The 24,273-nt window shown below is 70.8% G+C and carries 17 protein-coding genes; 11 read left to right on the top strand and 6 right to left on the bottom strand.

Annotated elements, in window-relative coordinates; all coding sequences use genetic code 11:
- Positions 1 to 260 precede the first annotated feature (260 nt).
- A complete protein-coding gene (locus ACFWEP_RS13205) occupies positions 261 to 6,671 on the top strand; it encodes an RHS repeat-associated core domain-containing protein (RefSeq protein WP_387369483.1) in 6,411 nt (2,136 codons plus the stop codon).
- 143 nt (positions 6,672 to 6,814) lie between these two features.
- Complete coding sequence (locus ACFWEP_RS13200) at positions 6,815 to 7,225, top strand: hypothetical protein (RefSeq protein WP_387369481.1); 411 nt, start codon at positions 6,815 to 6,817, stop codon at positions 7,223 to 7,225.
- A 184-nt stretch (positions 7,226 to 7,409) separates the two neighbouring features.
- On the opposite strand, the gene ACFWEP_RS13195 is transcribed toward ACFWEP_RS13200, so the two are convergent.
- Positions 7,410 to 7,679 (bottom strand): hypothetical protein, encoded by a 270-nt coding sequence (locus ACFWEP_RS13195; RefSeq protein ID WP_387369479.1) that lies wholly within the window; start codon positions 7,677 to 7,679, stop codon positions 7,410 to 7,412.
- Between the two features lie 274 nt (positions 7,680 to 7,953).
- Here ACFWEP_RS13195 and ACFWEP_RS13190 point away from each other — a divergent pair, with 274 nt between their 5' ends.
- The 6 genes from ACFWEP_RS13190 to ACFWEP_RS13165 are packed head-to-tail and all read left to right on the top strand — an operon-like array spanning position 7,954 to position 13,677.
- Positions 7,954 to 8,694 carry a DUF1684 domain-containing protein gene (locus ACFWEP_RS13190; protein ID WP_387369477.1) on the top strand — a complete coding sequence of 247 codons (741 nt, stop codon included), beginning with the start codon at positions 7,954 to 7,956 and terminating at the stop codon, positions 8,692 to 8,694.
- Between the two features lie 52 nt (positions 8,695 to 8,746).
- Positions 8,747 to 10,267: an ABC transporter substrate-binding protein gene (locus ACFWEP_RS13185; RefSeq protein WP_387369475.1), complete on the top strand. Its 1,521-nt coding sequence runs from the start codon at positions 8,747 to 8,749 to the stop codon at positions 10,265 to 10,267.
- A complete protein-coding gene (locus ACFWEP_RS13180; protein ID WP_387369473.1) occupies positions 10,267 to 11,232 on the top strand; it encodes an ABC transporter permease in 966 nt (321 codons plus the stop codon). The genes ACFWEP_RS13185 and ACFWEP_RS13180 overlap by 1 nt, the downstream gene beginning before the upstream one ends.
- Positions 11,229 to 12,119 (top strand): ABC transporter permease, encoded by an 891-nt coding sequence (locus ACFWEP_RS13175; RefSeq protein WP_387369471.1) that lies wholly within the window; start codon positions 11,229 to 11,231, stop codon positions 12,117 to 12,119. Before ACFWEP_RS13180 ends, ACFWEP_RS13175 begins: the two co-directional genes overlap by 4 nt.
- Entirely contained in the window at positions 12,116 to 12,916 is an 801-nt protein-coding gene (locus ACFWEP_RS13170) for an ATP-binding cassette domain-containing protein (RefSeq protein ID WP_387369469.1), read from the top strand. Before ACFWEP_RS13175 ends, ACFWEP_RS13170 begins: the two co-directional genes overlap by 4 nt.
- Positions 12,913 to 13,677, top strand: a complete 765-nt coding sequence (locus tag ACFWEP_RS13165) for an ABC transporter ATP-binding protein (RefSeq protein ID WP_387369467.1) — start codon at positions 12,913 to 12,915, stop codon at positions 13,675 to 13,677. The genes ACFWEP_RS13170 and ACFWEP_RS13165 overlap by 4 nt, the downstream gene beginning before the upstream one ends.
- 15 nt (positions 13,678 to 13,692) lie before the next feature.
- On the opposite strand, the gene ACFWEP_RS13160 is transcribed toward ACFWEP_RS13165, so the two are convergent.
- Positions 13,693 to 16,458 (bottom strand): ATP-binding protein, encoded by a 2,766-nt coding sequence (locus ACFWEP_RS13160; protein WP_387369465.1) that lies wholly within the window; start codon positions 16,456 to 16,458, stop codon positions 13,693 to 13,695.
- A 499-nt stretch (positions 16,459 to 16,957) separates the two neighbouring features.
- Here ACFWEP_RS13160 and ACFWEP_RS13155 point away from each other — a divergent pair, with 499 nt between their 5' ends.
- A complete protein-coding gene (locus ACFWEP_RS13155) occupies positions 16,958 to 17,977 on the top strand; it encodes a helix-turn-helix domain-containing protein (protein WP_387369463.1) in 1,020 nt (339 codons plus the stop codon).
- A 100-nt stretch (positions 17,978 to 18,077) separates the two neighbouring features.
- On the opposite strand, the gene ACFWEP_RS13150 is transcribed toward ACFWEP_RS13155, so the two are convergent.
- From ACFWEP_RS13150 to ACFWEP_RS13135, 4 genes are all read right to left on the bottom strand, one after another.
- Complete coding sequence (locus tag ACFWEP_RS13150; RefSeq protein WP_387369461.1) at positions 18,078 to 18,806, bottom strand: YoaK family protein; 729 nt, start codon at positions 18,804 to 18,806, stop codon at positions 18,078 to 18,080.
- A complete protein-coding gene (locus ACFWEP_RS13145; protein ID WP_387369487.1) occupies positions 18,787 to 19,326 on the bottom strand; it encodes a DoxX family protein in 540 nt (179 codons plus the stop codon). The genes ACFWEP_RS13150 and ACFWEP_RS13145 overlap by 20 nt, the downstream gene beginning before the upstream one ends.
- Before the next feature lie 49 nt (positions 19,327 to 19,375).
- Positions 19,376 to 20,038, bottom strand: a complete 663-nt coding sequence (locus ACFWEP_RS13140) for a hydrolase (RefSeq protein WP_387369459.1) — start codon at positions 20,036 to 20,038, stop codon at positions 19,376 to 19,378.
- 114 nt (positions 20,039 to 20,152) lie between these two features.
- Positions 20,153 to 22,033 carry an amidohydrolase gene (locus ACFWEP_RS13135; RefSeq protein WP_387369485.1) on the bottom strand — a complete coding sequence of 627 codons (1,881 nt, stop codon included), beginning with the start codon at positions 22,031 to 22,033 and terminating at the stop codon, positions 20,153 to 20,155.
- A 645-nt stretch (positions 22,034 to 22,678) separates the two neighbouring features.
- On the opposite strand from ACFWEP_RS13135, the gene ACFWEP_RS13130 reads away from it, so the two are divergent.
- Positions 22,679 to 23,257 carry a Dps family protein gene (locus ACFWEP_RS13130; RefSeq protein WP_387369457.1) on the top strand — a complete coding sequence of 193 codons (579 nt, stop codon included), beginning with the start codon at positions 22,679 to 22,681 and terminating at the stop codon, positions 23,255 to 23,257.
- 143 nt (positions 23,258 to 23,400) lie between these two features.
- Positions 23,401 to 24,123, top strand: coding sequence for an alpha/beta fold hydrolase (locus ACFWEP_RS13125; RefSeq protein WP_387369455.1), 723 nt, complete (start codon positions 23,401 to 23,403; stop codon positions 24,121 to 24,123).
- Positions 24,124 to 24,273: the final 150 nt, after the last annotated feature.

The raw sequence follows: 24,273 nt of genomic DNA, 5'->3' as shown, positions 1-24,273 counted from the left end.
GTCCCGGATACGGGACCGGCCACACGTCCGTGCGGTCCTCTTCCGGCGCGGTCGTACGGGCGGGTGATCCACCCTGCGCAACCGCGCTCGTCACGCCTGCGGCGCGACAGCCGTACGCGTGATCTCCCGCTGTCCTCGCGTGAGGGCCGCGGTCACTTCCAGTCGATCCGTGACCCTATTGGGGGCTGCTGGTGTTTGTCGGACGGGGCTCTCGCCCCAGGCTGGGGCGCGCCCTTGCCAGATACGTACTGTTCCTGGCGGTGACGGGTTCACTGTCCGTCGCCGGCCTCACTCCCGTCGCCCAGGCGCAGGGAACGTCGCACGACCTGAAACCGCTGTGGGAGCGGAAGATCAGCGAGACCGAGGCGGTGACCGGGTTCGGCGCCAGGAAGGGGAGCCGGACGGCCGCTTCGGGACGGAAACGGAACGAAGCCCAGGCCGAGCGGGCGAAGAGCGAGCAGAGGGCGGCCTGGCCCGGGAGCGGCGAAGGCAGTCTGACCGTGGGCGCGGCGGGCAAGACCTCCGCCACCGAGGTCGGCGGACTGCCGCTCGCCCTGAACGCACCGAAGGCGCAAGGGGCCGGCGGGAAGGCCGGGCGGGTGCTCGACGGTGGACCCGTCCGGGTGAAAGTGCTCGGGCACCGGGCGGCAACCGGTCTGGGAATCGAGGGAGTCCTCCTGACGGCCCAGGCACCGGAGGACGGTGCCGGGGAAATGAGCGTCGGATACGGCGCGTTCGCCTCCGCCTACGGTGGTGGCTGGTCGGGGCGGCTCGGGCTGGTCACCCTGCCGGAGTGCGCGCTGACGACACCGAAGAAGGCGGAGTGCCGCATCGCCACGGAGGTCGCGTCGGTCAACGACGTCTCCGCGCGGACCGTCACCGGCGCCGTCACCCTGTCGGCCACCGTACCCACGGTGCTGGCGCTCGCCGCGACGACCTCGGCCGAGTCGGCGTCCGGTTCGGGCACCTACGAGGCCACCCCGCTCTCACCAGCGGCCACCTGGGAGAGCGGAGGATCCTCGGGGTCGTTCACCTGGTCCTACCCGATCGCGACACCCCCCGTCTCCGGTCCCTCCCCGTCGCTCTCCCTGGCCTACGACTCGGGTTCCACCGACGGGAAGACCGCGTCGACGAACAACCAGTCCACCCAGGTCGGAGAGGGTTTCGACCTGTCCGCGAACTCGTACGTCGAGCGGACCTACGGGCCGTGCGACGACGACGGGCAGACGGACAAGAACGACCTGTGCTGGAAGTTCGACAACGCCAGCCTGGTGCTCGACGGGAGGTCCACGGAACTGGTCAAGGACGACACCACCGGCGTCTGGCGACTGAAGAACGACGACGCCTCCACGGTGACGCTGTCGACCGGAGCCGACAACGGCGACGACGACGGCGAGTCCTGGACGGTCACGACCGGCGACGGAACCCGCTTCGTCTTCGGACTCGACAAACTGCCCGGTGCCGGCACCGAGCGCACCAACTCGGTATGGACGGTACCGGTGTTCGGCGACGACTCCGGCGAGCCGGGCTACGACGAGGGCAGCACCTTCGCGGACCGCGCGGTGACCCAGGCATGGCGGTGGAACCTCGACTACGTGGAGGACACCCACGACAACGCGATGTCCTACTGGTACACCAGGGAGACCAACTCCTACGGGAAGAACGGCGCGAGCACCGCGACCGCCGGCTACACCCGCGGCGGCCACCTCGACAAGATCCGGTACGGGCAGCGCGCCGGCTCCCTCTTCTCCGGAGTGACGTCCGCCCAGGTCGACTTCACGTACGCGGAACGCTGCACCGCCTCCGACTGCGCCGAACTGAAGGACGCCACCGCGCCGAACTGGCCCGACGTCCCCTTCGACTCGATCTGCGCGTCGGGCGCCACCTGCACGTCGACCAGCCCCACGTTCTTCTCCCGCAAGCGGCTGACCCGTCTCGACACCTCGGTCTGGTCGGCGGGCACCGGCGCCTTCACCCCGGTGGACACCTGGGACCTCACCCAGGAGTACCTGGACGGCGGGGACATCGGTGACTCCACCGACCAGACCCTGACGCTCAAGAGCATCAGGCGCACCGGCAGGAACGGCACCGCGATCAGCGTGAACCCGGTGGCGTTCACCTACGACATGCGGCCCAACCGGGTCGACGGCGACCGGGACGACATCCTGCCGCTGACCAAGCCCCGCATCCGCACCGTCACCTCCGAGACCGGGGCCATCACCGACGTGACCTTCTCGGGTCAGGAGTGCGTGCGCGGCAGCAGCATGCCGACGGCCGAGGACAGCGACACCGCCTCCTGCTACCCCCAGCACTGGCACGTCAACGGAGCCAAGGACGCCACCGTCGACTGGTTCCACAAATACCGGGTCACCGACGTCGTCACCAGCGACGAGCACGGCCCGGGCGAGACGATGGAGACCCACTACGCCTACTCCGGACCCGCCTGGCACTACAACGACTCACCGTTCACCCCGGCCGACGAGCGCACCTGGTCCGTCTGGCGCGGCTACCGCAACGTCACCGTCACCCAGGGGTCAGGATCCGGCCAGTCCAAGGTGGCCTCGGTGTACCTCCAGGGCATGGACGGCGACCGGCTGCTCGGGTCCGACGGCAAGCTCGCCCCCACCGCCCGGCGCAGCGTGACCGTGCCGGGTACGGACTTCGACGCGCTGGACGTGGCGGACCAGAAAGACAGCGAGCCGTACTCCGGGGCTCTGCGCCAGCGGACCACCTACAACGGCACCCTGCCCGTCTCCACCACCGTCTACGACCCCTGGACCAAGAAGACCGCCACACAGCACAAGTCCTACGCGGACACCGAGGCGTACTTCGCCCGCACCGGCAAGGAGACGGCCTACACCTACCTGACTGCCTCCGGGACCTGGCGGGGCGTCTCCACCAGCACCACCTACGACGACTACGGCATGGCGACCAGGGTCGACGAGACGGGTGACACCGCCAAGACCGGCGACGAGACCTGCACCCGCACGTGGTACGCCCGCAACGACAGCCTCGGCATCAACTCCCTCGTCTCGCGCACCAGGGCGGTGGGACGAGCGTGCTCGGTCGCCGAGGCCGACCTCTCCCTGCCGGCCGCCGCGGCGACCGCCGGTGACGTCGTCTCCGACACCGCCACCGTCTACGACACCCCGAACGCCACCGCGTGGAGCGCGTCGCAGACCCCGACCCTCGGCGAAGCCACCTGGACCGGCCGGGCATCCGCCTACCCGGCGGCCGTCTCCGGCGGCGAACGCATCCCCTCGGCCTGGCAGACCGTCGGCACGTCGACCTTCGACGTGCTGGGGCGCCCGCTGATCACGACCGACGCGGGTGGCAACGCCACCACCACGACCTACACCCCCACGACCACCGGACCGCTCACCCGGACCTGGACCAAGAACCCGAAGCTGTACAGCACCTACACGTACACCGACCCGGCGCGCGGACTGACCACCCAGACGTTCGACGCGAACGGCAACATCACGGAGACGTCCTACGACGCGCTGGGGCGCACGACAGCTGTCTGGCTGCCCAACCGCAGTCACAGCGCGAATCAGAGCGCGAGCCAGGTGTTCGCTTACTCCGTGTCCAACACCGCCCCGTCCTGGTCCTCGTCGGGCACCCTGAGGGAGGACGGCACCTACGCCACCAGCTACACACTGCTCGACTCCCTGCTCCGTCCCGTCGAGACGCAGACGCCCGGTGCGACCAGTGGGCGCATCCTGACCTACACCCACTACGACAACCGGGGTCTGGCCACCGAGACGTACGCCGACATCTACGATTCCGCCGCGCCCTCGGGCACGTACACGCAGCTCGAATACGGTGAGGCGCCCAGCCTCACCACCACCGGCTACGACGCGGCGGGGCGCGCCACCAGCACGACGTTCAGGACCGGCGGGGAGCAGAAGTGGCAGACCACGACCACCTACACCGGTGACTCCACCGCCACCACCGGGCTGACCGGCGGATCGGCGACCCGTACGATCACCGACGCCCTCGGGCGCACTGCGGAGACCCGCAAGTACGCCGGCACGTCTGCCGCCGACAGCGAGTACGGCGCCCTCACGGGCCCGGAGTACAGCAGGACCCGCTTCACCTACACACCCGGCGGCAAGCAGAAGGCGGTCACCGCACCGGACGGCGCCACGTGGTCGTACACCTATGACCTCTTCGGCCGCCAGGTCACGGCGAACGACCCGGACAAGGGCGCCACCACCACTGGGTACACGGCACTCGACCAGGTGTCCTGGACGAAGGGGGCGACCGGACAGGCCGTGATCTCGGGCTACGACGTGCTGGGCAGGGTCACCGACACCTGGAAGGCGTCCGCGGGCGCGAACCTGGCCGACGCCTCCGTGCTCGCCACGCAGAAGACCGCCGCCAACACGCTCACCCGCACGACCTACGACACGGCCACCCTCGGCAAGGGCCTGCCCGCCGTTTCCACCCGGTACGTCGGGGGGACCGCCGGCAAGGCCTACGCCCAGAGCGTCACGGCGTACGACTCCCGCGCCAACTCCGTCGCGAGCAGCCTGACGATCCCGTCCGACGACGCGTTGGTGACCTCGGGCGCCCTCGCGTCCAGCACACTGAAGTTCACGTCCGCCTACAACATCGACGGCACGCTCGACCAGACCACCGAACCGGCGGCAGGCGGCCTCGCCGCGGAGACCGTCGAGCACGGCTACTCCGCCGAGGGACTGGCCACCAGCCTCACCGGCGGCGGCAAGGGCATCGTCCTCAACGCCACCTACACCGACCTCGCGCAGCTCTCCACCCTCAAGCTGGGAATCTCCGAGGCGACCGGCACCAGCAAGGTCGACATCGCCAACGGCTACGAGGACGGCACCCACCGGCTGCTGCAGACCCAGGTCCACGCCTCGTCCCAGGCGTACGACGCGATGAACGTGCACTACGCCTACGACACCACGGGCAACATCACCCGGATCTCCGACACCACGACCCTCGGCGGAACGGGGGCAGCCGACACCCAGTGCTTCGGCTACGACGGCTACCAGCGACTGACCGAGGCCTGGACCCCCGCGGACGGCGACTGCGCGGCCGCAGGCCGCACCACTGCCGACCTCGGCGGCGCCGCCCCCTACTGGACCAGCTACTCCTACACCGCCGGGAGCCAGCGGAACACCGAGACCACGCACACCGCCGGCACCTCCACGACCACCACCTCCTGCTACCGGGGTGGCACCACCCAGCCGCACACCCTGCTCGCCACGGTCACGTCGGGCACCTGCACCGGGGCCACCGCGGAGTACGGCTACGACACGGAAGGCAACACGACGTCGCGCCCGGACGGCACCACCACGCAGAGCCTGGACTGGGACGCCGAGGGCAAGCTGTCCCGGCTGACCGAGAACCAGGCCGGCGCCGCCCGTGCCACCGACTACCTCTACGGTGCGGGCGGAAGCCTCCTCCTGCGCCGCAGCGCCGCGGGCGACGGCGAGACCGTCCTCTACCTCGGTGCCACGGAGGTCCACCTCAAGTCCGGCAAGAAGTGGGCCGCCCGCTCGTACTCCTTCGGCGGCTCCACGATCGCGGTGCGCAGCAATCAGACCGGTACGGAGAAGATCAGCTACCTCGCGGGGGACCAGCACGCATCCGCCTCGGTCGCCATCGCCTCCGACACCCAAGCGCTGACGAAGCGCTACCTGACGCCGTTCGGTGCCCAGCGCGGCAGCGGTGCCGGCTGGGTCGACGACAAGGCTTTCCTCGGCAAGTCCGCCGACGCCGACACGGGCCTGACCCACGTCGACGCCCGTGAGTACGACCCGCTCGTCGGGCAGTTCATCAGCGTCGACCCGGTCCTGGACACCACCGACGGGCAGAGCCTCAACGGTTACGCCTACGCCGGCAACAACCCCGCCACCTACTCGGACCCCACGGGTGAGCGCCTGGCCGACTGCGTGGGCGGGTGGAACGAGTGCGGGCCCGTCCACTCGAGCAGCGGGAACAACGGCGGCAACACCCACAACAGTTCAGGAACCGGCAGCTCGTCCGGCAACGACGTCACCACGGGGACGCTCAGCAAGCCGGGCAGCAACAAGAAGAGCACACCGCACAAGGCCGCCCCGTTCGAATCCAAGTGGAGTCTCCTGGACTACGTGAACCCCACCATCATCGGCGCGATCGAGGCCTACGACGATCTGACGAAGGGGGCGTGCCTGGCCGGACTCGAGTTGACCTGCGAACTGTGGAAGCACTACCGCGGAGCCAGCGGGGACGACTATCACTTGGACGAAGAGACGGTGGACGGCCTCTTGGACGACAAAACGGTGCACCATGACATCGAAGGCACGCTGGAGACGTGGAAGAGCGAGGCGTCCAGCCGTTGTAAGGGCGCGCATTCCTGCGTCTTCGACGCGCACAGCGGTTGGATCCCGTCCGCCTTCACCGGTACCGATGCGCACAATGCCATCGGGCAGGTGAAGTACCGGATCAACGCCTCGGTATCGGTCGGCGCGGACCACCGTGTCACCACCAGTTACCGGGTGGATCTCTTCAAGAACTGGAATTTCGACAGGGGAGAGAAGGCTTCTCTCCCGCACATGTCGGCCGTGAGCATCGACCTGGGCCAGTTCTTGGACCTCCACGAGCACGGGTACGCCCGCGAGTACGACATGTACGGTTCCAGCTCGCCGCACGATTTCTAGCCGCCGGAAGGGAGAACAGCATGAGGCATCGGTTCGCACGGCGCGGGGTGATCCCCGGCCTCGTCCTGTCCGGGCTCGTCGCCCTGTCCTGCTCGGGCTGCGGGACCGCCGGCCAGGAGCTGAGCGGGAAGCCCGGAGCAGGTGTGGAGAGCGCCGTACCGGAAGGTTCCCGCGTGTACGAGGGGTGTGAGGACGGGCGCAGCCTCCGGGTGGTGGAAAAGGTCTACGGCCTGGCTGTCCCCGACGCGGTGACGAACCTCCGTTTCTGCGAACAGGACGATTGGTCCGGCTCGCACGGCGAAATGCAGTTCGACACCTCGCGGAACGGATTGAGCGATTTTCTCGCCGCGTCCGGTCACGCCGATCTCGAGTTCTCGGAGGTCACAGCGGTGACGGAGGGGCTCACGTGGCAGAAGATCCCGCAGGGAACGAAAGTCGAGAGCGGCCTCTACGTGAATACGGTCGACGGGTGCGACAACGCGGTCCACGTCGATGTCCAGGCGTTGAGGACCGACGCGGTGCGGGTGTACCTGCGCCTGGTCTGCGCATCGTGACGGAGTCCTTCGAGGGTGTGCCTGAAGGCTGGGGCGTGTGTGGATGCCGCCCTGTCCGCCCGCCGGGCGGGCAAGACCTTCCACCCGCGACCTGAAGTCCGTCCGGCGTGGAACGACGGCCCACCGGTTCTGCCGGTGGGCCGTCTGCGTCGGGGTGGAGACGTGTTGGCGGGTGCGGCCGGAGTCACGCGTTCGCGACGACGGCACCCAGGATCATGCCGCCCACCAGGCCGACGGCGCTGACCGCGATGGCGATCCCGGCGAGCCGTTCGTGGCGGACGGTCTTGGCGATGATCGCCAGAACCACGCCGATCACTCCGAAGACGATGGGGAAGAAGAGGAGCGCGATCACGCCCAGCACCATCGCGATGATGCTCAGCACATTGCCTGCTCCGTTGCGCTGCGGCGTGCCGGAGAACTGCTGTCCGGGCTGGTTGTCGTACTCCGTGGTCATCTTCTCGCTCCTTGGGACGGTCACCCTGGCTGCCGGTCCGGGGACGGACCGGCCTGCACACGCGAGTGCCCGCAAGTCCCTTTGTCACACCAGTACTTGGATTTCTCCGTCGGCCCGAAGAGCGGAGTGCCTGCTTCCGGCGGCCGGGATGCCCGTCTCGGCATGTGGAGTGGAGGTTTGACATTAGAGGGACTTATGGTCAATAAAGGGGATGCTTTGGCCATGCATTCACCTCTTGTAGCACTGGGTGGTGAGGGCCGCCCCGCCTAGACGAATGAGTACTGCCGTGTCCGACTCCACCCCCGCCCGCGCCGCCGTCGACCCGGCACAGGAGTGGGATGCCTGGCGTGCCGAGCGCCACCGCGCGCTCACCTCACCGATGGGCAACCTCGCCCTCGTCGAGACCCGCTGGGCGCCCACCGGGGAGACCCCGGACGCGGAGGCCGCACGCGCGGACGCGCCGGACACCGTGACCGTCACCGAGGTCCGGCGCACCGACCTGGTCAGCGGCGAGCCCGAGCGGGGCCTGCGGTTCTGGGACGCCGACGCGCCCGCCATCCGCGCCTTCGACCGGGTCGACACCTTCGCGTACGACCCCGCCCTGGTGCTGGAGGCCACGTACACGCCCGTCGCGGGCGCCCGGCGCGTCGCCTTCGAGCACATCCGGGACAACGGCGGCAGCCGCGACCTGGTCGTCCCGGGCGACATCGCGCTCACCTTCGACGGCCGCGACTACACCCTGAGCGCCTTCGACGACGACGGCACCCTGCTGCTCGTCTTCGGCGACCCGACCAACGGCGACTCCACCTACGGCGCCGGCCGCTTCCTCTTCGTGCGGCGCACGGAGGACGAGAGCCGGGTCGTCCTCGACTTCAACCAGGCCTTCGTGCCGCCCTGCGGGTTCTCCGATCAGTACAACTGTCCGATGCCGCCGCGGCAGAACCGCTTCCATCTGCCCATCGAGGCAGGCGAGAAGCTCCCCGCCTTCCGCGACGGCTTCGACGCCCAGCACTGATCGCCGGTACCCACCGCCCCGCAGCTCCACGCACCGAAAGAGCCCTCACCCCATGAGCACCAAGAAGAACGTCCTGCTCTCCACCGCGACCGTCGCCGCCCTCGCCGTGGCCCTGACCGCCTGCGGCGGCAACGGCGGCACCAGCGCCTCCGGCGGTGGCACCTGGAACAAGGACGCGATCGTCAACATCGGCTCCCTCTACGAGCCGCAGAACCTCGACAACACCGCCGGCGGCGGCCAGGGCGTCACCGAGGTGCTCAACGGCAACGTCTACGAGGGCCTCTTCCGGCTCACCGACGACGGCAAGGTCGACAAGCTCCTCGCCGAGGACTACCGGACCAGCGCCGACGGCCTCACCTACACCTTCACCCTGCGCGACGGCGTGAAGTTCCACAGCGGCAAGGCCCTCACCAGCGAGGACGTCAAGTACAGCCTGGAGAAGGTGCTCGCGAAGGACTCCCAGTCCGCCCGCAAGAGCAACCTGGAAGTCGTCAAGGACATCGCCACCCCCGACGCGCGGACCGTGAAGATCACGCTGTCCCAGAAGTCGGTCTCCTTCGTCTACAACCTCTCCTACGTCTGGATCATCAACTCCCAGGCGAAGAACCTGAAGACGACCGAGGACGGCACCGGGCCGTACACCCTGAACAAGTGGACCCGCGGCTCCGCGCTCAGCCTGAACCGCTTCGCCGGCTACTGGGGCGACGCTGCCGCCAACAAGCAGGTCGTCTTCCACTACTACAAGGACGCCACCGCGCTGAACAACGCGCTGCTGACCAACGCCGTCGACGTGGTCACCAGCGAGCAGTCGCCCGACGCCCTGGAGCAGTTCAAGAGCAACGGCTCGTACAAGGTCAACGACGGCGACTCCACCACCAAGCTGCTGCTGGCGTTCAACGACAAGGCCAAGCCCTTCACCGACGTCAAGGTGCGCCAGGCCGTGTCCGCCGCGATCGACGACAAGAAGCTCCTGGAGTCCGTCTGGGGCGGCTACGGCAAGCAGATCGGCTCGATGGTCCCGCCCACCGACCCCTGGTACGAGGACCTCACCTCCGTCAACGCCTACGACGTGACGAAGGCCAAGAAGCTGCTCGCCGAGGCCGGTTACGCCAAGGGCTTCAGCTTCACCCTCGACACCCCCAACTACGACCCGCACCCGACCGCCGCGACCTTCATCAAGTCCCAGCTCGCCAAGGTCGGCATCACCGTCAAGATCAACACGATCACCCCCGACGAGTGGTACACCAAGGTCTACAAGAACCACGACTTCTCGGCCACGCTCCAGGAGCACGTCAACGACCGCGACCTGGTCTGGTACGGCAACCCCGACTTCTACTGGGGCTACGACAACCCCCAGGTCACCCAGTGGGTCAAGGAGGCCGAGGAGGCCCCCGACGCGGCCGCCCAGACCGAACTGCTGAAGAAGGTCAACCAGCAGACCGCGAAGGACGCCGCCAGCGACTGGCTCTACCTCTATCCGCAGATCGTCGTCGCGAGCACCAAGCTCTCCGGCTACCCGGTCAACGGTCTGAACACCCAGTTCTTCGCCTACGACATCAAGAAGACGGGCTGATGGCGCGCTACCTCCTGCGCCGGTTCGCCTTCCTCCTGGTGTCGCTGGCCCTGGCGAGCGTGGTGCTCTTCGCACTGCTGCGCCTGCTTCCCGGCGACCCGGCCAACGCACTCACCGCGGTCGGTGCCAGCCCCGAGCAGATCGCCGCGGCCCGCCACTCCATCGGTTCCGACCGGCCGCTGCCCGAGCAGTTCACCCACTGGATCGGGCAGCTGGCGAGCGGGGACCTCGGTACCTCGTTCGTCAGCTCGCTCCCGGTGGGCCCCGAGGTCAGCGCCCGGCTCGACGTCACCGTCCCGCTCACGCTGGCCGCGTTCGTCCTCGCCGTCCTCGTCGCCGTACCGGCCGGGTTCGTGGCCGCGTACAAGCGGCGCACCTGGTACGGCGCGCTGCTCAGCGGGGTGTCCCAGCTGGGCATCGCGGTACCCGTGTTCTGGCTCGGCATGATCCTCATCGCGGTCTTCGCGCTGAACGCGGGCTGGCTGCCGTCCGGCGGCTTCCCGCCGGACGGCTGGGCCGACCCCGCCGAGGCCGTCCGCGCCCTGGTGCTTCCGGTCGTGACCATCGCCCTGGTGATGAGCGCGTCCCTGATCCGCTACGTACGCTCCGCCACCCTGGACGTCCTCGGCAGCGACCACCTGCGTACGGCACGCGCCCTCGGCTCGTCCTTCGGGCGCGCCATGTGGCGGCACGGTCTGCGCAACGCAGCCGTCCCGGTGATCTCCATCCTCGGCATCGAGCTCGCCTCCACCCTGCTCGGAGCCGTCGTCGTGGAGTCGGTGTACGCGCTGCCGGGCCTCGGCTCGATGCTCGCCAACGGCATCTCCCAGCACGACTACCCGGTCATCCAGGGCGTGCTCTTCGTCTCCACCCTCGCGGTGCTCCTGATCGGCTTCGTCGCCGACCTGGTCCAGCGGATCATCGACCCGCGGCTGCGCGGCCGGCTCTCCGGAGGTACCCGATGACCGGGACCGACCTGATCACCCCGGGGGCCACTCCGGCGGCCACCTCGCCGGCCACCCCGGCCAGGAGGCGCTCCCGCCGCTCCGCCAACCTCGTCGTCGGCTGCGTACTCGCCGGACTGATCGCGCTGCTGGCCGTGGTGTCGGTCTTCTGGCTGCCCTTCGACGCCGAGGACACCTCCGGAGGACGGCTCGACGGACCCGGCGGCGGCCACCTGCTCGGCACCGACAAGCTCGGACGCGACCTCTTCACCCAGGTGCTGACCGGCTCCCGCATCGCCGTCGAGGCCGGCCTCGGCTCGGTGTTCATCGCCGCGCTCATCGGGGTCACCCTGGGCGTGCTCGCCGCGTTCGCGCAGGGCTGGCTCGACGACACGTTCTCCGCGCTGCTGGACATCCTCATCGCCTTCCCGACGCTGCTCCTGGCGATGCTCATCGTCGCCGCGCGCTCGGCGACCCTCGGCTCGGCGGTCCTCGCCATCGGCCTGGCGCAGAGCGCGGTCGTGGCGCGACTGGTACGCATCCTCGTCAAGCGGGTCCTGGCACGGGACTACATCACCGCGGCCCGTACCTCCGGTACCACCTGGCCGCGCACGGTCCTCTCCCACGTGCTGCCCAACATCTGGCCGACGCTGGTGGTCAACCTCGCCCTGCAGTTCGGTCTCGCGGTGCTCGCCGAAGCCGGGCTGTCCTACCTGGGCCTCGGCGCGCCGCCGCCCAACGCCTCGTGGGGCCGCATGCTCCAGGAAGCCCAGGCCACCTTCACCACGGCCCCCGTCGGCGCGCTCGCGCCCGGCATCCTCCTCGTCCTCCTCGTCATCGGCGTGAACCTCATAGCCGACGGCCTGCGGGACACCCTCGACCCGGCCACCCGGCGGAGGCGCGCGTGACTCTCCTCGACGTGACGGGCCTGACCGTCCGGACCGACGACGGCCGGACCCTGGTCGACGACCTGTCCCTCACGGTGGACGGCGGCGAACGGCTCGGCCTCATCGGCGAGTCCGGCTCCGGCAAGTCCCTCACCACCCTCGCGGTGCTCGGACTGCTCCCCGAGGGCATGACCGCCTCCGGAAGCGTCGAACTCGCCGGGACGCAGACGGTGGGCGCGCCGGAGAAGCGCCTCACCTCCGTCCGCGGACGGGACGCGGCCATCGTCTTCCAGGAGCCGCTGACCGCACTCGACCCGCTGATGCGACTGGGCCGCCAGATCGCCGAACCGCTGGCCCGGCGCACCGGCCTGAAGGGCAAGCCCCTGCGCGCCGCCGTGATCGAGGCGCTGGAGCAGGTCCGGCTCCCCGAACCCGAGCGGATCTCGCGTGCCTTCGCGCACGAGATCTCCGGCGGGCAGCGCCAGCGGGTCGCGCTCGCCATGGCGCTCGCCTGCGAACCGAAGCTGCTCATCGCCGACGAACCCACCACCGCCCTGGACGTCTCCGTCCAGGCGGAGATGCTGGAACTGATCGACGGCCTCGTACGCGAGAAGGAGATGGCCGTGCTGTTCGTCAGCCACGACCTCGCCGTCGTCGCCAAGGTCACCGACCGGGTCCTCGTCATGAAGGACGGCCGAGCCGTCGAGCAGGGCGCGGTCCTCGACGTGGTGCACGCGCCGCGCGAGGAGTACACCCGCACCCTGGTCGCCAGCGCCCGGAAACTGGAATCCGCCCTGGACCTGAGGAGCGCGCGATGACGCCCGTACTGGAGCTCGAAAACGCTGCCGTACGCTACCGGGGCTCCGCCGCCGACGTGGTGCGGGACGTCTCCCTCGCCGTCGACACGGGCGAGAGCCTCGCGCTGGTCGGCGAGTCCGGCGCCGGCAAGACGACCCTGCTCCGCCTGCTGCTCGGCCTCGCCCGGCCCACGGCCGGTACCGTCCGCTTCGACGGGGCCGATCTGAACACCCGGGACCGCGAACAGATGCGCCGCTTCCGGCGCAGCGTGAGTTGCGTCTTCCAGGATCCCTACTCCTCGCTCGACCCCAGCCGGAAGATCGGCCGAACCGTCGCGGAGCCGCTGCGCTCCCTCGGCCTCGACAGCCGTACGACCGCCGCGCCCAAGGTCGCCGCGGCGCTGGAACGGGTCGGCCTCCAGGCGGACGCCGTCGACCGCTACCCGCACGAGTTCTCCGGCGGCCAGCGCCAGCGCATCGCCATCGCCCGCGCCACCGTCTGCGACCCCCGCGTCCTGCTCGCCGACGAACCGGTCAGCGCGCTGGACGTCACCACCCGGGTGAAGGTCGTCGACCTGCTGGCCGAGCTGAAGGAGGAGCGGGGGCTCACGCTGGTCATGGTCTCCCACGACCTCTCGGTGGTGGCCACCCTCTGCGAGCGCACCGCCGTGCTGGAACGCGGGCAGATCGTCGAGCAGGGCGCCACCGCCCAGGTGCTCGGCGCACCGGCGCACCCCTACACCCGCCGCCTCATCGACAGCGTGCCGCGCCTGCCCGCGTGACCCCTGCGGGAGCGGTCAGTCCCGGCCCAGCACGTCGCGGAGCTGACCGCGCGCGGTGACCCCGAGCTTGGGGAAGATCTTGTGCAGGTGGAAGCCGATGGTGCGGGGCGACAGATAGAGCCGGGCGCCGATGTCCCGGTTGGTGAGCCCCTCCGCGGCCAGCTGGGCGATCTGGAGTTCCTGGGGCGTCAGGTCGGCCGCCGCGTCCGGAGCGGTCACGGCCGTCACGGCCACTCCCGCCGCACGGAGTTCGGCGGAGGCGCGCTCGATCCACGGGCGCGCGTCGAGCCGTTCGAAGAACTCCAGGGCGGTGCCGAGCAGCGGACGCGCCTCGGCGCTCCGCCGGTGGCGCCGCAGCCACTCGCCGAAGTCCAACTGGGCCAGGGCGTGTTCGAACGGCCACTGAATGGCGGCCGGGTCGGCGAGCGCCGCCCGGAAGTGGGCCTCCGCGCCGTCGGATTCGGTGAGCAGGGCCCGGGCCCGGTGCAGAATTGCGTCCAGCCGGACGGAGCGTGACCCGCTCAGGGTTGCCTCGGCGGCCGTGAGGACGGTGCGGGCGTCGTCCGTCTGCCCGGCGCGGACGGCGGCGGCGGCGAGATCCGCGACGCAGTACAGGGACGCGTGGTAGTGCACCGGCAGGGGATGGAAGTCCCGGGTGAAGGCGCGCCGGAACTGCTCGTACGCCGTCTGGTGGTCGCCCTCCGCGAGGGCCGCCATGGCGAGCGCCCGCCGGTGGAGCACGTACAGACCCGGCAGCTTGCGCAGGTCCACGGTGCGTACGGCCTGGCCGGCCCGGGTGCGCGCACCCGCGTGGTCGCCGCGTGCGGCGCGCAGCGTGGCCTGCAGGAGCGGTGAACCCACGGCCATGTAGTCCGCGCCCGCCTCGGTCGCCATCCAGAACGCCTCCTCGGCGGTGGACTGGGCCGCGGTCCAGGCACCGCTCTCGAACAGGGAGTTGGCGAGCGAGAACGCGACGGTCGCGTTGGCACCGGCCGTCGCGGCCCGGCGCAGATGATCCATCGCCCGCCCGAGAAGGCGTACGGCCTGATCCGTCTCGTCCAGGGCCCAGGCCGCGCCGCCGAGCACGATGGTCTCGTTCAGCCCGCCCTCCGGTATCGCCTCCAGCGCATGGCCGAAGAGCTCCATGGCCTGGTCGCGGGCGGTGAAGGGTGCGCACGAGGCCAGCACCCAGACGCGGTCGACCTTGTGCGGTTCCCCCACGACGAGGCCGGTGATCCGCAGGAGTTCGGTCCGGTGGAAGGGGTTGCCGGACCGGTACGCGGGGGTCGCGGCCGTTCCCGCCGCGTCCAGGGCGAGGACGGGGGACACGGTGGCCATGGACTCGGCCACCGGCAACAGGTAGGCGATGGAGTCGTCGTACCGGAGCGTCACGGCCAGCGACCAGCCCGCGAGTATGGATGCCTCGGCGAGGAGCCGCACGTCGTCGGTGAGCGTGGTCACCCGGGAGGTGATCTCGTTCACCCACTGCGGATGGCCCCCGTGCGTGGCCGACATGGCCGCCGCGAGCAGGCGGCGGGCGCGCTGTTCCCGGTCCGGGGTCAGCTCGGCGGCGCGTTCCAGCGCCGCCGCGGCGGCCGCGTACCCGCCCCGGTGACGTGAGCGCTCAGCGCTCTCGGCCAGGGCGTCGGCTACCTCCGCGTCCGGACCGAGCGCCGCCGCCGCGAGATGCCAGGCGCGGCGGTCGGGTTCGTCGGTGAAGGCCGCGGCGAGCACCAGATGGGCCTCGCGGCGCTCGGTGAAGGTGGCGGCCTGGTAGATCGCGGAACGTACGAGCGGATGGCGCAGCCGCACCTCGCCGCTTTCGACCCGTATCAGTCCCGTCCGCTCGGCGGGCAGCCACACCTCGGGGCCGTCCATGCCGGGGACCGTGTGGAGGATGTCGGAGAGCTGGGCGGTGCCGGCCGCCGCGGCGAGGAGCAGGGCCCGTCGTGTCGCCTCGGGGAGGGTGGGGAGTTCGGCGGCGAAGATCTGCTCCAGCCGGGCGGTGAGGGGGAGCGAGTCGGTCGCCCCCCGGTCGCGGCGGCTCGGGTCCTTCGCGAAGGCGCGTGCGAGCTCGATGAGGGCCAGCGGGTTGCCGGCCGCCTGCTGGAGGATCTGGGACCGGGCCCGGCCCCGGGGCGGGTGCGGCTGGGCGTTCAGCAGCAGCACGGACGCGGCCCGGTCCAGCGGACCGGCCGTCAGGTGCGGGAAGACACGGTCGAACCGCTCCGGAACGGTCTCGTCCCGGGCGGCGAGCAGCAGGGCGGCGGGTTCGCCCTCCAGCCGCCGGGCCACGAAGGCGAGCACCTCCAGGGAGCCGAGATCCAGCCACTGGGCATCGTCGACGACGAGCAGCAGCGGCCGCTCCGCGGCCGCCTCCGAGAGCAGGTTCAGTACCCCGAGCCGGGTCAGCAGAGGGTCGAGCCGCTGCGAGGGCTCCGCCTGCGCCATCCCGAACGCGAGGCGCAGCGCCTCGGCCTGATGGGCGGGCAGCCGTCCGATACCGCCGAGGAGCGGATGGAGCAGCTGGTGGATCCCCGCGAAACCGAGCTCCTGCTCGCCCTCGGCGCCCCGTACCCGGAGCACCAGCCGGCCGCGGGAGACGGCGTACGAGGCTGCCCGGTCCACCAGGGTGCTCTTGCCGGCTCCGGGCTCGCCGGTCAGCACCAGCACCTTGGAGCCGGTGCCGTCCGCCGTGTCGACCAGCTCGAAGATCCGGGACAGCTCGTGTTCCCTGCTCAGGATCTCCGGCTCGGCGACCGTCTCGGTACCGAGATCCATGGTGCTTTTCCCTTTCCCGCGAACGACCCGCCCCGAGGGGCGCGGAGCGACGCACGTACAGGCCGCTCGGAGGCATCTTGCCAGGTCGGCGGGGTGAAGCGATGGGCGGAGTCCCGTCGGAGCGCCTCGCCGGCACATGACTGGTCACATGACAGAAGCGCGGCTCCCCGCCCCGCTGGCAGCATCCGGAGTACCCGGACACAACGCCTTGGGCGTGGCTCCGGAGACACCCGACGGACGAGCGTCCGGCTGCGCGCCGGGCCACGCCCAGGGGCCGTGCGGACGCCCCGGCCGCGTCCTCGTCGAGGTGCCGACGATCACAGTGATGACGGAGAGATCAAGCGTGAGGAACGCAGTGCACACCCAGCAGAACGCCGAGGCAGAGGGAGGCCGCGGCTCCGGGGGAGGACGAGTGGCGGCGGCGAGCGCGGACCGGCCGACCGGCAGGTTCTGCCGTCCCGTGGCCGGAGAAGGAGCGGCGGGGGAGCCGGCCTGTCCGGTGAACCCCTCGGCCCTCTCCACCCCTCCCGCCTCCTCGGTCCAGGGCCGCCCGCATCTGACGGTGCTGGGCCGCCGTACTCCGGGCGCCGTCGAGCGCCCTCGGGTCTCGGTCCTGGAGTCCCACGGCTCCGTCCACCCGGGAGACTCCGCTCATCCGGGCCACGAAGGTGCCTCCGCCCCGCCGTGGCTGTCCGACCGCGGCGACGGGGAGACGCTCTACGTCGCCCTGCACGTCCACGGTTCGACCGCCTTCCCCCACGGTGGCGCCGAGGTCCTCCTGGAGCCGGGTGACATCGTGTTCTGCGGGGCCGGCACGTTCGCTTCCCCGCGCCCCGGCGACGCGTACCGCATGACGGTCTTCCACGTACCGCGGCGCCTCCTGGCGATCACCGAAACCGATCTGCGCCGGGTTCTGGGGGTGCCCGTGCGCTGCGCGGAGGGGGTGGGGGCGCTGGTGTCGCATTCCCTGTCGGCGCTCGCCGAGGACAGGGAGACCCTCCGATCGCGGAGCGGAGAGCGACTCGTCGCCAACGCGGTGGAGATTCTCGCCGCACTCGCCGCGGACGCCGCCGGAACGGGGCACCCGGACTCCTCGGACCACGGCACACGGATGGCGGACTCCGTCCGGAACCACATCGAACTCCATCTGGCGGACCCCGATCTGTCGCCGCGCTCGATCGCCCGCGCCCACCACATCTCCGTCCGGTACCTGCACAAACTCTTCCAGGCCGAGGGCACCACGGTGAGCCGGTTGATCCGCCGCCGCAGACTGGAGGCGTGCCGCAGTGAACTCGGCCGGTCGCCGCGCCGCAGGCGCACCGTGGCCGCCGTGGCGCACCGCTGGGGGTTCGTCAGCCCCTCGCATTTCAGCCGCGCCTTCCGGGACGCGTACGGCATGTCTCCCAGCGAATGGCAGTCCTCGGCGTCCTCCCAGCAGCCGGTGTTCTCCGGCCCCGCCCGGCCCTCCGCCGCGAACCCGGGCCGCCCGGCGGGAGGACGGCGCGCCCTCTCCGCGTGATCCGTGCTCCGGGGCCCCGCCGCCCGGAGTCGCGCGCGAGGAGCGCGTACGGCGGGCGGCGGGCCGGTCCCGCGCCCGGTCAGGCCGGCCCGGCCCGGGTTCAGGCCGGCTTGGCCCAGATCGCGTCCGGGGCCGAGAGGCGGCGGGTGACGACGGACGTCACCACGAGGAACACCAGGGCGAGGCCCAGAGTGACGGCGAGTTCGGTGCGCAGTGCCGCGCCGACGAGCGCGCCGAGGAACATGGCCAGGACGGACAGGACGCGCCGTCCCGGCCGGGGCGCGGCGCCACCGGCCGGACCGGAATCCGCGGCCAGTCCCGTCAGCGTCAGGGTCAGTACGGTCGTCGTCAGGTCGGGTACGCCGAGGCGGCGGGCGACCGCGTTCTGCATGCCCATGGCCAGGCCGAGCAGGACGATCAGGGTGTAGCGGGCCCAGGAGGTCACCTCTCCGTGGGAGACCGTGACCGCGACGAGGGCTCCGAGGACGAGTACCGCCTGGAGCGCCGTGGTGAAGGCCAGCAGCCGACCCCGGTGCGCCGCGAACCGTGAGCCGAACCGGCCTCCGGCCAGCGCGCCGGTGAGGAACGCGGTCATCGACACCAGGGAGGCGAGCACGGACAGGCCGTCGGCACCCGCCAGGGCGAACCCCAGGAACACCACGTTGCCGGTCATGTTGGCGACGAAGACGTGCCCGAGCGACAGATAGCTCACGGCGTCGATCAGGCCGGTGACCACCGTCAGCGTCAGCATGAGGGGCGGCAGCGGGCCGTGCCAGTCCCCCTTCGGGGGGACCAGTGTGCGAGCAGCGTCAACGAGCAGGGTGCGCATGCGGAGTCGCTCCTTCCGGGGCGGCGGGGTGGGGTACGGACGGGCGGTGCAGCACCGCCCGGGTGAGCAGGCCGCTCGCCGGGCCGGCCACGAGGGCCGCGATCACGACCCAGAGCGGCCAGGGGCCCGGTCCGAGAAGACGGTCGGCCGACCAGCGGCCCGGCCCGGTGAGAGCGAGCGCCCCCGAGGCGACGACGAGAACCATCGGGTACTCGTATCCGTCGTTCTGGACCCACAGCCCCTTGTGCCGTTTGACGGTTCCGGCGACCGTCATCACGCCCATGGCGGCCATCGCCGCCAAGGGTGTGAGCGCACCGGCCGCCAGGAACAGGCCGGCGCCGATCTGGCTGCCGCCCGCGACGAGCGCGGTGAGCCGGCCGCCGCGGAAACCGTCGTCGCGGAACTCCTCGGTCCCGCCCGCGAGCCCGTTGCCGCCGAGCCGGAAGCTGACCTTCTGCACGCCGTGTCCTGCGATGAGGAGTCCCACCACCAGCCGGAGGACCAGGAGTCCGGTGTTCATTGCGTTCATGCCTGTTCCTGACGTTCCGTCGTATTTCCGGTGGGGCGGCTCAGCCGGCCGCGTGCTCGCCGATGACGGCCTGCGCGTACACGACACCGAGGCCGTAGGTGCCGCCGTGCTCCTTCACCACGTCCATGACCGGCAGGTACGTCTCCGTACGTGCCCAGTCGCGCTGGAGCTCCAGCAGCACCTGCACCCAGGTGACCGGGACCGCGCCGGCCTGGACCATCCGCTGGACGGCGTGCTCGTGGGCCTGGGGGGTGACACCGCCGGAGGCGTCGGCGACGACGTAGACCTCGTAACCCTGCGCGAGGGCGGACAGGGTGGGCAGCACGATGCAGACCTCGGTCCACAGACCGGCGATCACGAGCTTCTCGCGGCCGGTGGCCTTGACCGCCTCCACGAACGCGACGTCCTCCCACGCGTTCATCGTGGAGCGGTCGACGATCTTCTGCTCCGGGAAGACGTCGGCCAGCTGCGGCAGGAGCGGGCCGGAGAACGTCTCGGCGGCCACCGTGCTCAGCACCACGGGGACGTCGAAGACCTTGGCGGCCTTCGCCAGGCCCACCGTCGCGTTGATGATCGCGGTGCGGTCACCGCTGCCCGTACCGAAGAACATCTGCGGCTGGTGGTCCACGAAGAGCACAGCGCAGTTGTCGGGGGTCAGCAGGGCGTCGGAGGGGACGGCGGTGACCTCGGAGATGTCGACCATGGGAAAACCTTTCAGGAGTGGGAAACGCGCGGACGGCCGTCCGGCGCGGAGACGGCGTGGTGCCCCGGGAGGGGCGGCTCGTGACCGGGCCCCTCCCGGGAGACCGGAGGGAGATCAGAGGAAGCAGGGATCGTCGAGGACCGGGCTCTCCGTCTCGGGTGCCAGACCGCGCCGGGCGCGCCACTGGCGGTGCTGCTCGGACTCGGCGACGGCCTGGCCGAGCAGTTCGGCCTGCCGGGCGCCCGAGGGACCGGTGCGCGGGGCGGCCCGGTAGCCGCCGAAGCGGGTGACCGGGCTCCACGCCGGGCTGACCGGCGGCAGCTCCTCGTCCAGGCCCTCGTACTCGGCGGTGGCATAGACGATCCGGCCGCCGACGACGGTCAGCAGGGACTCGATGTGCGCGATGTCCTGCTCGGGCACGTCGAAATAGTCCTCGGACAGGACCGCGAGGTCACCGAAGCAGCCCGGGCGCAGGACGCCCTTGACGTCCTGCTCGCCGGTCAGCTCCGCACCGGCCCGCGTGAACATCGCCAGCGCGGTGGCCCGGTCGACGCGGTTCAACGGCGGGCGCAGCACCACGTCGCCGACGGTGCGCCCGGTGACCAGCCAGTGCAGGGCGATCCACGGATTGTACGAGGAGACCCGGGTGGCGTCCGTACCGGCGCCCACGGTCAGCCCGCGCTCCAGCATGGCCCGCACCGGCGGCGCGTCCGCGGCGACGCCGGGACCGTAGCGGCGCAGGAACGCCTCGCCCTGGAACGACAGGCGGTTCTGTACGGACATGGCACCGCCCAGCGCGGCGACCCGGTCGAGGCTGTCCGTCGAGACGGTCTCCGCGTGGTCGAAGAGCCACCGGTTCCCGGCCGGGAAGAGGCCCTCCGCCGCGAGCTTCTCGAACACGGCGAGGTCCCGGCGAATCGTCTCGTCGTACGTGGCGTGCAGCCGGAATCCCCAGCCGTTCTCCATGAGGAGACGTACGGCCTTCTCGAATTCGACCTCGTAGTCCGGAGAATGTTCCGGTCGTGGCTGGGCGAAATTCTCGAAATCCGCAGCTGCCCAGGTGAGATTCTCACCCGCCCCGTTGAGACGCAGCCATTCGTCCCCGTCCTCGGTGCGCGTCATCTCGATCCAGCGCCTGAGGTCGTCGACTTCCTGGCCGGCGGTTTGTGGGAACAGGTGATAGGCGATCCGCAACGACAACCGGCCTTCTTCGGCCAGTTCCGCGACGGTGCTGTAGTTCTCGGGGAAGTTCTGGAACCCGCCGGCGGCGTCGATCGCCGACGTGAGGCCGAATCTGTTCAGCTCCCGCAGGAAGTGACGGGTGGATACCTTCTTGTCCTCGCCCTCCAGTACCGGCGCCTCGGCCAGGGTCGAGTAGAGGATCAGCGCGCTCGGCGCGGCCAGCAGCATGCCCGTGGGTTCGCCGTTCCGGCCGCGGACGATCTGGCCGCCCTTCGGGTCCGGGGTCTTTCTGGTGTGCCCGGCGGCCTTGAGCGCCGCCCGGTTGAGCACCGCCGACTGGTACAGGTGCAGCACGAACACCGGGGTGTCCGGGGCGGCGGCGTTCAGCTCCGCCACGGTCGGCAGGCGCCGCTCGGCGAACTGCTCGACCGACCAGCCCCCCACCACCCGCACCCACTGCCCCTTCGGGGTCCGGGCCGCCTGCTCGCGGAGCATCGCGAGGCCCTCGCGCAGGGTGCGCACACCGTCCCAGCGCAGCTCCAGCACGTAGTTGAGCCCGCCCCTGATCACGTGCAGGTGGGAGTCGTTGAGACCCGGGACCATCCGGCGGCCGAGCGCGTCGACCACCCGTGTGGCCGGGCCGACGAAGGGTGCCACGTCGTTGTCGTCGCCGACGACCGTGATGACGCCGTCGCGGATCGCCAGGGCCCCGGCCTGCGGGCGACCCGGGTCACCGGTGTGGATCTTCGCGTTGCGGACGACGAGGTCCGCAGCGTTTTCGGTGGCGCTGGGGACCAGCCCTCCGACCGGCATCGTGGACACCTTGGGACAACCTCCTGCATGGGGAAAAGCGTTGATTCCGTGAAAGCCGGTACCGGCTCAGTAATCGGATGGGCGGCGGTGCGGAATTCACTTCGTGCGGCCGCCGCATCGAAGGAGCATGGGGGAGACGGTGGCCGTGAGGGAAAGAAGAAAACACCCGCGCAGTGGCCGTGCCCGGCCGATCCGCGGCGCACACGGAATTCCACTGGTCGTGAGTCGAGTTCGTGGACGAGAAGACCCCGGCCGCTCGTCCAGAAGATTAGGAGAAGCGCGCGGCCCCGACTGTCCCGGCAGTGCACCCGATCCGATCCGAGAGCGCACGGCTTCGGATTCGCCGACCGGCAGGACCTGCCCCGTGGTCCGCGGCGGATCGGCTCGCGGCGCCGGACGTGGTGCGTCGCGGGGCGGAGCGCGGTGCGCACGCCAGGTTTCCGGGGACCGGGAGGCGTGACGGCGGACAGCCCTCAGCGGACGGCGGACACGGTTTCGGCGGACACGGACGGCGGGCACCGGCCGGCACCGCACACCGTGCACTGCTGGGCATCACCGCATGCGCGGGGAGACTCGCGGCGTCGGCTCTGGCGCCTAGCGTCCAAGGAGTACGAACGGCGAAGCACGGCACCCCAGGAGAAACCCATGACCACCCCTACCCGTTCCGCGAGCGGCAGCCAGCCGTGGCTGCACCAGAAGGGCGAAGTGATCCAGGAGTTCGGCACGGTCAAGCAGTTCCCGATCGGCCTCACCCACGATGCGCGGATGTACTCCTGCCAGCGGCTCAACAAGGTGCTGGCCGACACCCAGATCCTCTACGGCCTCTACAAGAAGCACCACTGGCTGATGCGCGGCGCGACCTTCTACCAACTGCACCTGGTGCTGGACAAGCACGCGGGCGAGCAGCTCGAACTCGTCGACACCATCGCCGAACGGGTCCAGTCCCTGGGCGGCGTCGCCGTGGGCGACGCCCGGCACGTCGCACGGATCACCTCGATCCCGCGGCCTCCGGACGGGGTCGAGGAGGTACCGGCGATGCTGTCCCGGTTGCTGGAGGCGCACGAGACGATCCTCGTGGACGCCCACGACGCCGCCGCCCGGACCGTCGAACTCGGCGACGACGGCACCAACGACCTGCTGGTCTCGCAGGTCATCCGGACCGGGGAACTGCAGGCGTGGTTCCTGGCCGAACACCTGGTCGACACCCCGCTGGTCCGGGGCTGAGGCCGACCCGGCGAGCGGCTCTGCCGCCCGGGGCCTTCGCCGGCTCCCCGCTCCTTCTTTCCCCTTTCTCTTCCGCAGTCGGCCGGCCCTACCCCAGCCGGCCGGTCACCCCTGCCCGTAACGCGATTCACCAGGAGTTGCCCATGTCCCCCTCGGCCGGCCCCACCGTCGTCCTGATCCACGGCGCCTTCGCCGACGCCTCCAGCTGGAGCTCGGTGATCGAACGCCTCCAAGGCGAGGGACTCCCCGTTCTGGCGCCCGCACTGCCGCTGCGTGGTCTGGAGAGTGACGCCGCCTACATCCGCAGCGTGGTGGACAGCCTCCAGGGCCCCGTGGTGCTCGTCGGCCATTCCTACGGAGGAGCGGTCATCAGCGTCGCCGCCTCCGGCGCTCCCCGGGTCAAGGCACTCGTGTACGTCGCGGCTTTCGCTCCGGACATCGGCGAGAGCGCGCTGGAACTCACCGGGAAGTTCCCCGGCAGCACCCTGGGCGAGGCGACCGCCACCCAGCTCTACCCGCTTCCCGGAGGCGGTCAGGGCGAGGAACTCGTCATCGAACAACACCTCTTCGAAGAGCAGTTCGCGGCGGGAGTGCCTACCGGGACCGCACGGGTCATGGCCGTGGGCCAGCGGCCGATCACTCTCGCCGCACTCCAGGGCAAGGCCACCGCGGCCGCCTGGAAGGAGATCCCCAGCTGGTATCTCGTGGCCACCGAGGACCGCAACATCCCGCCGGCCGCCGAAGAGTGGATGGCCGAGCGGGCGGGTGCCCACACGGTCAGCGTCAGCGCACCGCACGCGGTCTCCGTGAGCGACCCCGGCCCCGTGGCCGAGCTGATCCTGAGCGCGGTTCGCTCGACCGGCTGACCGGCTGACCGGCTGTCAGGTGCTCCGGCACGCGCGGGAGGGCCGGGGTTCCCGCCGCCGGGCCGACCTGGGCCCCCGCGGGCGCGGGCGTCGCCGGGGCAGTGGCTCCCGGCGGCGGCGCCCGGTCCGCCGGCACGAGCACCCTCGCGG

Origin of the sequence: Streptomyces sp. NPDC060198 (assembly GCF_042728415.1) — a bacterium.
Lineage (GTDB): Bacteria > Actinomycetota > Actinomycetes > Streptomycetales > Streptomycetaceae > Streptomyces.
This window is presented reverse-complemented; position numbering and strand designations above follow the sequence as displayed.

Bases quoted from the DNA above. Each gene is read 5' to 3' on its own strand.
- ACFWEP_RS13195 (WP_387369479.1), bottom strand. From the start codon at position 7,679: ATGACCACGGAGTACGACAACCAGCCCGGACAGCAGTTCTCCGGCACG.
- ACFWEP_RS13190 (WP_387369477.1), top strand. From the start codon at position 7,954: ATGAGTACTGCCGTGTCCGACTCCACCCCCGCCCGCGCCGCCGTCGAC.
- ACFWEP_RS13185 (WP_387369475.1), top strand. From the start codon at position 8,747: ATGAGCACCAAGAAGAACGTCCTGCTCTCCACCGCGACCGTCGCCGCC.
- ACFWEP_RS13180 (WP_387369473.1), top strand. From the start codon at position 10,267: ATGGCGCGCTACCTCCTGCGCCGGTTCGCCTTCCTCCTGGTGTCGCTG.
- ACFWEP_RS13175 (WP_387369471.1), top strand. From the start codon at position 11,229: ATGACCGGGACCGACCTGATCACCCCGGGGGCCACTCCGGCGGCCACC.
- ACFWEP_RS13165 (WP_387369467.1), top strand. From the start codon at position 12,913: ATGACGCCCGTACTGGAGCTCGAAAACGCTGCCGTACGCTACCGGGGC.
- ACFWEP_RS13160 (WP_387369465.1), bottom strand. From the start codon at position 16,458: ATGGATCTCGGTACCGAGACGGTCGCCGAGCCGGAGATCCTGAGCAGG.
- ACFWEP_RS13150 (WP_387369461.1), bottom strand. From the start codon at position 18,806: ATGCGCACCCTGCTCGTTGACGCTGCTCGCACACTGGTCCCCCCGAAG.
- ACFWEP_RS13145 (WP_387369487.1), bottom strand. From the start codon at position 19,326: ATGAACACCGGACTCCTGGTCCTCCGGCTGGTGGTGGGACTCCTCATC.
- ACFWEP_RS13140 (WP_387369459.1), bottom strand. From the start codon at position 20,038: ATGGTCGACATCTCCGAGGTCACCGCCGTCCCCTCCGACGCCCTGCTG.
- ACFWEP_RS13135 (WP_387369485.1), bottom strand. From the start codon at position 22,033: ATGCCGGTCGGAGGGCTGGTCCCCAGCGCCACCGAAAACGCTGCGGAC.
- ACFWEP_RS13130 (WP_387369457.1), top strand. From the start codon at position 22,679: ATGACCACCCCTACCCGTTCCGCGAGCGGCAGCCAGCCGTGGCTGCAC.
- ACFWEP_RS13125 (WP_387369455.1), top strand. From the start codon at position 23,401: ATGTCCCCCTCGGCCGGCCCCACCGTCGTCCTGATCCACGGCGCCTTC.